This window comes from Limosilactobacillus gastricus PS3, from assembly GCF_000247775.1.
Classification (GTDB): Bacteria; Bacillota; Bacilli; order Lactobacillales; family Lactobacillaceae; genus Limosilactobacillus; species Limosilactobacillus gastricus_A.
Map to the genome: position 1 here is coordinate 1 of NZ_AICN01000034.1, position 8,784 is coordinate 8,784.

Below are 8,784 nucleotides of genomic sequence, written 5' to 3' on the forward strand. Positions count from 1 at the left end.
GAGCTTCTTCCTATTTTTCGTTTATTATAAATTTTTGTACGTTATCGATATCTAGTTGTTGGATCGAATAAAGGGAACCAGCAGGCTGCATAACTGAAATTTCATCAGTATGGGATAAACCAATTACGTGGCCTAATTCATGTTCAGCTGTATTAACGATTTGTTGATAACTATAATTGTATTCGGGACTGAGTAAATATGCTTGATTCAAATACATCTTACCATTTACAAAATAATGGGTAACCGAATTAATATTCATTTTGGTTAAACCGGCTGCGCCATTACTATTGTTATCCATCGTTGTGATCACTACATCGGCCTTTTTTCGGTTAGTAGTGATCTTGAAGGTGAAGGCTCCCGTATCATTCCATGCTTGGATAGCCTCACGAGTAGCTTGATCTAAGGTTTGGTTGTTGAGATCTAGATATAAAGTGGCACTGGTACTTGTCCATTGCCCAGATTCGCTGCCGTTTTCACTAGTCGTTTCTGAAGCATTGGTTGCGTCAGTTTGCGTTGTTTTGGGATTGATCCAATTGTTGATGGTGATTTGCGCTGCAGAAGTGAAGTTATCAATACTGCGTTGAAAAGGTTGGTTGTACCGATAAAGCCAAATTACCCCGATTAGAATTCCAGCATAAATTATCGTGGTAAAGAAACGCTTGAATTTAATTGGGCTCACCCCTTTACTTTAGATTATTGTTAATTGTAACAGGCTTTGATTACGATCAGATCACAAAAACTTGAAATTTTTCTCAAGCTTAATTAAACACCCAAATACTAAGCAAGGTTAGAATTGGCAGTCCACCTCCTTGTAGGAAGATGATTTTGGGATTACTGGTAAAGCTACCATAAATCGCTACAGCAATAATATAAATCATCAACCATTCCAAGGCGACGGTGCTTTGATATAAGAGAGCGACGAGAATTAAGAGAGTTATTAAACCATTATAGATACCTTGGTTTTTAAAGAGAGTTTGGACGATTGGGTTTTGAAGGTCGTTAGAACTTAACTTGAAAACCTTGGCGGTTCTGTTTGAGTTTGTCGCAAAAGTTTCCAGATACATGATGTAAATAAATTCAAGACCAACGAGAATAGCTAAGATAATGGTGATAATGGACATAAATACACTCCCATAATTTCATAAATGTAGCTCTAATTTTATCATTTTCGTAAATCGATAGTTAATGATTTGCACGATCACTTAAATATTATAGTGTTATAATAAGGCTAGAAGAAGGGTGGTGACCAGAATGGTAAGTTCAAACAAATTAAATCAAACTGAACAAGAACAACTTAAAGCCAGCGAATATCGAGTTTGGAAGACAGTTTTAAATGTAATTACAATTGTGATTGTTTTGGGTGGATTAGCTCTACTTGGGTGGCTGCCAGGTGGGATCGCTCAGTCATCCATCTTTGTGTGCTGGGTGATTCTAATTATTTTGTGGTCAGCAGTTCGTCGATACTGGTTGAAGCGAATTGAAATCAGATTAAATGATAAGTATCAATCTGATAATGAATAGGCTTACCGGTATTGACAATGATCATTACTTAGCATAAAATTGTAGATGTTAATTTTGCCCCTTGGTCAAATTGGTTAAGACGTCGCCCTCTCAAGGCGGAGTTACGGGTTCGATCCCCGTAGGGGTGATTTTTATAGCGTTTACTAATGTTCACCTACGCTAGAAACCTTGATATATCAGTATTCTTGATTTTTGGGTTTCACTCATTTACACCCGTTTACGAGAGTTTTGAGGGGAATTTTGATAAGTAACGATCTAACTTTAACTTAGATCGAAATAAAATTAGCCTTTGTGGTCTTGATAATGTTGTGAATGGTCAGTGCCTTATGGTACTGATTTTTTATTTGTTGATCTGGTCAAATTCTGGTATGATTATAAACGAAAAGAAAGACAACGGGTCGCATCCGTTGCCTTTCAATCGTGAATTAGGATAACTAGAGTTCGCTAGCCGTTTTTAATGACGACTAGCATTTTTTATTATCTTATAAGCCTTAGCAAAATTGATACTTGCTAGGGACACAATCCAGATAAATACGGCGATGAACACCGCTATACCCTATCACCTTTCTAAAATGTAGCATAGCATCACCTCCGGAACTAGAAAATGTTGAGGGGTGTGTGCTTTCTACGTATTCACTAAGCCAATTCATAAGGTAGCTAACCTTAATCATTAGCCTAAAATCATTAGGCCTAATCGTCATTGATTCGCATATCGTCTTTTACTGAATAAGTAGAGCTGATAGAAAAAGCATCCGTTAATTCGGTTAGTTAAACCAAGTTGCGGATGCTTTTGTTAAATTACTTATTATGAACAAAGTCAACAACGTTACGACCAACGACTTTATTGTCTTTTAATTCCTGAATCATATCGTTGATTTCTTCGAGTTTCCGAGTCTTAACGATCGGTGTAACCTTTCCTTCAGCCCCAAATTGGGAACATTCAGCAAGATCTTGACGCGTGCCGACTAATGAACCAGCAACAATAATCCCATCAAGGACAGTCTTTGCAATGTTTAACTTCATGTCACCTTGTGGTAAGGCTACGGCAACTAAACGACCATCTGGTCGAAGCGAATCAACGGCTTGGTCAAAGGCTTCAGCAGCTACCGCAGTAACCACAGCAGCATGGACCCCGCCAACCTTTGCTTGGATTTGTTCGGCGACATTATCATCATGACGGTTAATTAAAACTTCAGCACCGTTTTCTTTAGCAGCTTGTAGTTTATCTTCATTCCCGTCAACAACGACAACATGGCAACCAAAGACATTGTGGGCAAATTGAACAGCCAAGTTACCAAGACCACCAGCACCAACGATAGATACCCATTGTCCAGGCTTAACATCGGCAACTTTTAAAGCCTTGTAAACAGTTACGCCGGCACAAGTTAAAGAAGTAGCTTGGACTGGATCAAGGCCTTCTGGAACTTTAACCGCATAGTCGGCCGGCACAATACATTGTTCTGCCATCGCACCATCAGCGGTGTAACCAGAGTTAACAACTTCCCGACAGAAAGTTTCCCGACCAGTTAAACAGTATTCACAGTGTCCACATCCCTTGTAGAACCATGCGATTGAAACGCGGTCGCCAACTTTCAAACTGGTAACCCCAGGAGCGACTTTTGAAACCCGACCGACCCCTTCGTGTCCGATAATTCGACCTGGTTTTTCACCGAAGTCACCGGCAGCGACGTGTAAGTCGGTGTGGCAAAGGCCACTATATTCCATGTCAACAAGGGCTTCGCCTGGTTCTAAATCCCGTAATTGAACATCCTTAACGGTAACATAACCATCAACTGGATCGTTAATAACTGCAGCTTTCATAGTATAAAGACTCCTTTGTTTCTAGGTTTTTCATTTACATTGTTAATTCTAGTGTAAAGGAAAAGCGATTTCAAGGAATTTGTGACAAAAATCACATTAAAATTTACTAAAATAAAAGCATTGTTGCCAAAACAATGCTAAATTTACATTTTTTATCACAAATTATTTACGAGCGTGCAGACTAACTGTTAAAAGATGTAGTGAGATGGATAACATCGCAAAGAAAATGCAGACAAAGGCAATATAATTACCCCAAAATCCCGCTTGCCAATGAAATGCCCAGCTAATTAGGGCTTGGATACCCATGGTGATCAAGGTCATTATGGCGACCACTGCAAATAGAAGAAGATAGCGTTTCATGGTCTCATCATCCTTTCGTTGAAGTTGACCTAACTTTTGGCCTAAGTTTTTTAACTGAGCGGCCTTTTTATTAGGAAGTTTAGTTAATTCCCAGGTGTCAGTTAGAACAACTTCACCAGCTTTATGCAAGCCGGCAGTTGTCATTACTTTATCTACTTGGTTAAAGGTCGCATTAGTGATGCCATCAGTTAGATTGGTCCATTTAGAAGCGTAACAATTAGTTAAAGTGACATAATGTTTATCGCGATATTGGCCTGGGTGCATACCACCACGATGATCGAACCGAACGATCCGCGGTCGGATGCAATCAAAGAAGTGTTTCATTTCACCGGATAGACCACCCCAATAGGTAGGCGCGGCAATGACCCAAATATCACTTTCTTTTAGGGCCCGCTCGATTTCATCTAAAACGGGGTTGGCTTGACCTGGAATATCAGGCTGGATAACTAATTGGTTTAGGTCAATCGTCGTTGTTTCAATGTCATGGGGGATTCCTGCCCACAAGGCATTGAGCATTTGTTTGGTTAGCCCACTAGCCTGATGAGCCCCAAAGATACCAACAATTTTCATCCTGCTTCCTCCGTTGATTACAAGTTGAGATGAGCGCATTGATATTTAGCTTGAGGATTAACCCATCGATTTACCCCCGCTAATAGTTCTAATTGATCACCAGTGCTATAAAAAGTTGACTGGGGATCAATTTGGTCTGCTAATTGGTCATTTTGTGCTAATTGGGAATGGACCATTTTGACAGTTTCTTCGGCTGGATCAATTAAGACCACTTCTTTTCCTAAACAATGGTGAATTTCATATTCTAAGAATGGGAAATGGGTACAACCCAAAATTAAGGCCGATACCGGTTGTTCCTTAAAAATAGCGAGCGCATTATTAACCATTTGTTGAGCTTGAAAGGTCCCCGTAAGCCCGTGTTCAACCACAGAAACAAGGGGTTGGGTGGCCTGACTAACCACGTTGGTTTCGGGTACCAAGCGATGGAGTGCTTGCGAATACGCTTGGGAGCGAATAGTTGAATCAGTAGCAATGACTCCAATGCGTGGTGTTTGGGCAACCTCAATGGCAGCACGGGCCCCTGGTTCAATGACCCCAATTACAGGGATGGGGAGTTGAGCTTGCAAGATTGGTAAGGCGGCAGCCGTCGCTGTATTACATGCAATTACTAATAATTTTACGTTTTGGGCTACCAAGTATTGACTGATTTTGAGAGCTAAATCCCGAATATTCTCAGTCGTTCTGGTTCCGTAAGGGAAATGTAGTTGATCGCCAACAAAAATGATTGATTCATGCGGTAATTCTTGCATCAAGACTCGGACAATGGAGAGTCCGCCAATTCCTGAGTCCATGACACCAATAGGTCGATTATCCATACTATAAAGCTCCTCTCGAACCATCATCATAACATATTTGGAAGAGATCAGTTTAATAAGTGAACGATTTAATTTAAAGATTATGGATAAAAATTATTAATGTATTTTTGTTTTATGATTTTTATGTATATATTTTAATAATCATCCAATTGAATACTTATGTTATAATTAAGAAAATACTAATTTTTTTATTATCTATAAGGAGGAAATCGTCATGAAGTTTTGTCCTAATTGTGGTGTCGAAGTGGAGGAAGGTGCCAAGTTTTGTTTAAACTGCGGAACTTCATTAACTAAAGAAACAACTTCTGTAGATGAAGAAACAAGTCAACCTGCTGAAGTGACCGTTGAAAAGACCTCGAATTTAAATGATTCCGGAACAATATGGTGGGGTGTTTTAGGGTTTTGTGTTCCCTTAGTAGGCTTAATACTATGCTTAGTATGGAAAAAAACAGCGCCCAACAATGCTAAATCGGCTGGCTATGGTGCTGGAATTGGTTTGGCATGGTCAGTCATTTTCTGGATTTCAACCGCAATTGCTACTGCCTTAGGGGCTGCTTAAACGAAACAATGGAGGGAAATCATGAAAAAATTATGGTTCCAGAATAAAAAGGTCTGGGGATGGATCATCGGAGTTCTAGTAGTAATCACCTTGATTTTTGATGTGGTAGTTTTTGTGAGCGCGCGGGAAACCAAGAATGCGACTCAGAGTTTAAGAAATACGACTTCAACGACAATGTCGACCACTCAGAGTGGGGAGACAACGGATTCCAAGAATTCAATCACTTTGAGTGGTAAATCGTATAAGTATACCCAAAAGAAAACTTATACTGTTAATCAGACAGATTCGTCCTGGACCGACTATGCAGATCTTACCATCAAAAAAGTCACTTTGTATCGTTTATCGGCGAGCCAAAAAATTGGTTATTCAGGTAAGTCAGGGAATACGATCGTAGTTATGGATCTATCAGTGGCAGCAAAAAAAGGATGTCGATCCCCTTTTAAATATTTCTAGTTTATCTGTTGATGGTCAACAAGCGGATGCTGCTATTGTCGGTGGAAGTGATTTTAGCGGTGATATTAATGCTGGGGTAACGAAGGACGGGTCCTTATACTACATTTTTGATAGTAATGATGACTTAAGTAATTTCACGAAAGGCTTACGGTGGAAGGGCGAAATCTTCCCTGCTGATAGTAATGACACCAATACTAAGGAATATGATTTAAGCTTTGATTTGTCATAATTGGGTAAGAAACACTAAATTCAGATTTTAAATGTCTGATGAGATTAAAGTAATAGATATTTACTTAATAATTGTTATAAAAGTTAGCGCCTAGTAGATAACTTTCTACAAGGCGCTTTTCTTTTGTAAATATTCGTGAGGAATGTCCAATTCGTTACTTTGGGAATATACAAATTACTCACTTATGATGTAAATGTGAAATTATATTGATCTTTATATGCAAAAAAGGACATAATTTTATTTTATTTATCAAACGATAATTTGGTATATACCTTTTTACCTAGGAAAATGATAAATATTACTATTTTTAGATAAGTACACATTTTTTAATATGTGTATATATCCCTATTAACCCAGTAGTTTAAAATATATTCGTAAATAACAGATGATTAATTGGGAATACATCATCAAATACAAAATGAAGAAAGATGTTGGGAGGAGCGTATGAAGAAGAAAAATCAAAAATATTTTGGAATATATAAAGAAGCTGATCGGGATACTCGGGTAAAAATGTACAAATCAGGGAAACAATGGGTTTGTTCATTACTCTCTCAAATTTCATTGTTCCACTTTTTGAAAATTAAAGGTAAGGAAGAAAATCAGCGGATTGTAGAAACGGATTACCGTAAATCTTCGGCCAAAACTAAAGAGCTGTTAAAAGGCTTAACAGCCATGGGGGCGTTAACTGGCGGGGCATATGCCATGCAACAAACAGCTTTTGCGGATACCAATCCTGGATCAGTAATGACATCGAACGCGACGACCTCTACGTTAGCGACCACGGACAAAGTGAATTTAACCCCAGGAGTGGCAGATTCATCAAGCCTGGTTAATCAGGGATCTAATTCGCAGTCCAAGGACCAGCCTAGCCTTTCTGAATCTTTGAGTGAAAGCTCGTCTACTAGCACTAGTATTAGTAAAAGTGAAAGCCTATCAACTAGCATTAGTCAAAGTGAGCGTCTTTCTGAATCGGTATCAACTTCTAAAAGCCAGCTATCAACAGATTCTACTGGTGAATCGAAAACTTCCACGGCTTCAACGAGTGAAGGTTCTTTATTAGAAGGATCAAATTCAGAAATTTCAGTTAATAGTGAAGTAGCAACTGGGACAGAAACAGTCAAGCTAGGCGAATATGAAACGGTTGGACTAACATCCAATTTATTAACGACTTTAAATGAGTCAAAGATCACTACTACTAACGCAACTAATGCAAGTTTATTCCGACGTAATCTGATGTTGTTGGCAACAAATGATACAACGACGAATGATCAATTAGTTAGTGATGTTAATTTAAAAATCTATGTTGATAGTACCATTGAGCCACAAAAACAAGGGACTTTAGCTATTGGTGGTAGCATGCATATTAACGATGGTGCTCAAACCGGTGATACGATAACGGTTCAATTGTCAAATAATCTGAACCTAAATGGGATCAGTGCTGATGGGACCAAACAGCCGATGGATTTAGTGGCACCGGACGGTTCGATTGTGGCGACCTCATCATATGATGCTACGACAAACCAATTAACCTTTACGTTAACCGATTATGTACAGACCCATACGAATATTAATGCGAGTTTCGTTTCGCCAGCCTGGATTGATATGATCAATGTTCCTTTTAGTGGATCGCAGACATTAACAATCTCAATGGGTGGCAGTACAAATTCAGCGACTACTTATGTCAGTTATGTTAAACCTAGCGAGACGATATTAAATACGACTGGAATCTCGACAGAATCATGGTTGTACAATGTGGGGAATGGTCACTATACGCAGACGGTTTACGTTAACCAAAATGGTCAGTATTTATATGGTAATAATGGGCTTGGCACTGCATACACATTGATTGGTGGAGCTAACCCTACTGCGACTAGTCCTAATGCAATCGAAGTGAATGCCAATGATACTTCAATTAAAGTCTATCGATTATATGATAATGTGACACCGCCAGAAAGTATGGAGACTACAGACTGGAGCCAATACGGGGTTGATGTTACCTCTACTTTTAATGGCTATATATCATATGCTAATAATCATTACACATTGCAATTTGCCCCGGGATCGAATCGATATGTGGTAGTGGTTGAGGGGTCATATGATTCTACGGCTAATGAAAGTGGGTCCGGGATTTACACCCGAAATCAACTTTTTGCGAACAACTCAAATTACTCTTGGGATAACCATAACGTCTTATTTACTGGTACCGGACAAGCCTCTGGAGAAGATACGTATAATTCTGTGAGTGTTAGTCTTTCTGAATCAACGAGTGCTTCCACAAGTCATAGTATTTCTCAAAGTACCAGCACTTCTGAAAGTGCCTCAACCTGCGCATCTTTGAGTACTTCCACCAGTAAGTCACTCAGTACTTCGACGAGTGAATCCTTAAGTGCATCCACCAGTGAGTCCTTAAGTGCCTCGACGAGTGAATCCCTCAGTGCTTCAACCAGTGAATCGTT

Annotated in this window: 9 protein-coding genes and 1 tRNA gene; 5 read left to right on the forward strand and 5 right to left on the reverse strand. The window is 39.2% G+C overall.

Annotation, left to right across the window (positions count from 1 at the left end):
* Positions 1–10: 10 nt before the first annotated feature.
* Together PS3_RS04235 and PS3_RS04240 are read right to left on the reverse strand one after the other, a co-directional pair.
* Complete coding sequence (locus PS3_RS04235; RefSeq protein WP_007122161.1) at positions 11–679, reverse strand: matrixin family metalloprotease; 669 nt, start codon at positions 677–679, stop codon at positions 11–13.
* A gap of 79 nt (positions 680–758) precedes the next feature.
* Positions 759–1,121, reverse strand: a complete 363-nt coding sequence (locus PS3_RS04240) for a DUF1304 domain-containing protein (protein ID WP_040468105.1) — start codon at positions 1,119–1,121, stop codon at positions 759–761.
* 130 nt (positions 1,122–1,251) lie between these two features.
* Between PS3_RS04240 and PS3_RS04245 the strand changes: the two genes are divergently transcribed.
* Both PS3_RS04245 and PS3_RS04250 read left to right on the forward strand, forming a co-directional pair.
* Complete coding sequence (locus tag PS3_RS04245; RefSeq protein WP_040468106.1) at positions 1,252–1,521, forward strand: hypothetical protein; 270 nt, start codon at positions 1,252–1,254, stop codon at positions 1,519–1,521.
* A 55-nt stretch (positions 1,522–1,576) separates the two neighbouring features.
* A tRNA-Glu gene (locus PS3_RS04250) sits at positions 1,577–1,649 on the forward strand.
* 670 nt (positions 1,650–2,319) lie between these two features.
* Here PS3_RS04250 and adhP read toward each other — a convergent pair.
* From adhP to murI, 3 genes are all read right to left on the reverse strand, one after another.
* Entirely contained in the window at positions 2,320–3,342 is a 1,023-nt protein-coding gene (adhP, locus tag PS3_RS04255; RefSeq protein ID WP_007122162.1) for an alcohol dehydrogenase AdhP, read from the reverse strand.
* A 162-nt stretch (positions 3,343–3,504) separates the two neighbouring features.
* Positions 3,505–4,272 carry a flavodoxin family protein gene (locus PS3_RS04260; RefSeq protein ID WP_007122163.1) on the reverse strand — a complete coding sequence of 256 codons (768 nt, stop codon included), beginning with the start codon at positions 4,270–4,272 and terminating at the stop codon, positions 3,505–3,507.
* 17 nt (positions 4,273–4,289) lie between these two features.
* The gene (murI, locus tag PS3_RS04265) at positions 4,290–5,087 is read right to left on the reverse strand and encodes a glutamate racemase (RefSeq protein WP_007122164.1); all 798 of its coding nucleotides are present in this window, start codon (positions 5,085–5,087) and stop codon (positions 4,290–4,292) included.
* Between the two features lie 214 nt (positions 5,088–5,301).
* Between murI and PS3_RS04270 the strand changes: the two genes are divergently transcribed.
* The 3 genes from PS3_RS04270 to PS3_RS04280 form a co-directional block, all read left to right on the forward strand.
* Positions 5,302–5,646: a zinc-ribbon domain-containing protein gene (locus PS3_RS04270; protein ID WP_040468108.1), complete on the forward strand. Its 345-nt coding sequence runs from the start codon at positions 5,302–5,304 to the stop codon at positions 5,644–5,646.
* Between the two features lie 21 nt (positions 5,647–5,667).
* Positions 5,668–6,099 (forward strand): hypothetical protein, encoded by a 432-nt coding sequence (locus tag PS3_RS04275; protein WP_040468110.1) that lies wholly within the window; start codon positions 5,668–5,670, stop codon positions 6,097–6,099.
* Positions 6,100–6,772: 673 nt separating this feature from the next.
* The coding region (locus PS3_RS04280; protein ID WP_040468112.1) for an Ig-like domain-containing protein at positions 6,773–8,784 on the forward strand (2,012 nt) is incomplete at its 3' end.